The following is a 1,575-nucleotide window of genomic DNA, read 5'->3' as shown; positions in this document are numbered from 1 at the left end:
TCCAGGGAGTTGATCAGCGCGGTTTCTTCCCCGCAGATATAGCGCCCGGCCCCGGTATGCAGGGCAATATCGAAATCGAAGCCGCTGCCGGCGATGTCGCTCCCCAGCAGCCCCGCCTGCCGCGCCTCATCAATGGCCAGAGCCACAGAGCGCGCCGCCTCGACGTATTCGCCGCGCAGGAAGATATAGCCGTAGCAGGAGCGGTTGGCATAGCCGGCTATGACCATGCCCTCGATCAACAAGTGCGGCTGCTGCTCCAGCAGCAGCCGATCCTTGAAGGTGCCCGGTTCCATTTCGTCGGCGTTGCAGATCAGGTAGCCGCGCGGTAAATGGTCCCCCACCTGGGTCAGGCTCCACTTGACGCCGGCGGAGAAGCCGCCGCCCCCGCGGCCGCGCACGTTGGCCTGTTTCATGGTATCGATCACATCACCGGGCGCGCACTGCTCGAGGGTACGTGTCGCGCCCCGATAGCCCTCCTTCTCACAATATTCCTCGAACCCGACCCGCGCGCCGTCTTCGCGCAGCTGCCAGGTCAGCGGGTGAGTGTCGGCGCGGCGCTCCTCGGCGCTCTGGCGCAGCTGGCAGTGATAGCGAAGCCGTGAATCCTTGGGTATCGCCTTCATGGATAGGCCTCCAGAAGTTCATCCAGATCGTCCGTCGTGATAGGACCGAAGGTATCGTCGTCGATCATCAGGGCAGGGCCGCGATCGCAGGCCCCCAGACAGCACACCGGCAACAGAGTAAAACGCCCGTCCCCGGTGGTCTGGCCAAAGCGGATGCCGAGCCGCTCGCTCAAGGCCATGCTCAATTCCTCATAGCCGGTGAGAAAGCAGGAGCTGCTGTCGCACAGCAGGATCACATGACGTCCCACCGGCTGGCGAAAGATCAGGCTGTAGAAGGTCGCCACGCCCTCCACTTCTCCTGCACCGATGCCCAGCGTCTTGGCGATGGCGGCAATCGCCCCGTCCGGTACCCAGCCGTGGCGCCGCTGCACGATTTTCAGCGCTTCGATGCAGGCCGCCTGGGGCTGCTCGTAATGATCACGCTGAGAGAGCATGGCGCGCCGGTCGTCCTCGTGAAGCACGAAGCCGTCGCTATCAGTAGCGATGGGCGTGGAGGTAGCGGAAGAGAAAAGAGTGTCAGACATAGTTAGCGGTCCACGTCGGCCATGACGAAATCGATACTGCCCAGGTGCGCGATCAAATCCGGCACAAAGCCACCGCGCATCAGCACAGGAATCTGCTGCAAATGCGGAAAGCTCGGCGTGCGAATGCGCGTGCGATAGCTCATGGTGCCGCCGTCACTGGTCAGGTAATAACTGTTGATGCCTTTGGTAGCTTCAATCATCTGCAGTGACTCGTTGCCGGGCAACACCGGCCCCCAGGACACCTGCAAAAAGTGGGTAATCATAGTTTCAATATGTTCAAGCATGCGCTCCCGGGGCGGCGGTGTGGTCAACGGATGATCCGCCTTGTAGTCCCCTGCGGGCATGTTATTGATGCACTGCTGAAGAATTCTCACGCTCTGACGCATCTCCTCGATGCGCAGTTGGCCACGGTCGAAAGCGTCGCCGTT

At 61.7% G+C, this 1,575-nt stretch carries 1 protein-coding gene and 2 pseudogenes; all 3 read right to left on the bottom strand.

From position 1 onward, the window contains the following. Positions 1-623, bottom strand: a pseudogene (locus ACESMD_RS02915) (NADH-quinone oxidoreductase subunit F); the annotation flags it as partial. Next, a complete protein-coding gene (nuoE, locus tag ACESMD_RS02910; RefSeq protein ID WP_372610174.1) occupies positions 620-1,147 on the bottom strand; it encodes an NADH-quinone oxidoreductase subunit NuoE in 528 nt (175 codons plus the stop codon). The gene nuoE and the pseudogene ACESMD_RS02915, both read right to left, overlap by 4 nt. A 2-nt stretch (positions 1,148-1,149) precedes the next feature. Beyond that, positions 1,150-1,575, bottom strand: a pseudogene (locus tag ACESMD_RS02905) (NADH-quinone oxidoreductase subunit C/D); the annotation flags it as partial.

This window comes from Halomonas sp. (genome assembly GCF_041689495.1).
Classification (GTDB): domain Bacteria; phylum Pseudomonadota; class Gammaproteobacteria; order Pseudomonadales; family Halomonadaceae; genus Halomonas.
This window is presented reverse-complemented; position numbering and strand designations above follow the sequence as displayed.

Coding starts and splice junctions, on each gene's coding strand:
- nuoE (WP_372610174.1), bottom strand. CDS start 1,147: ATGTCTGACACTCTTTTCTCTTCCGCTACCTCCACGCCCATCGCTACT.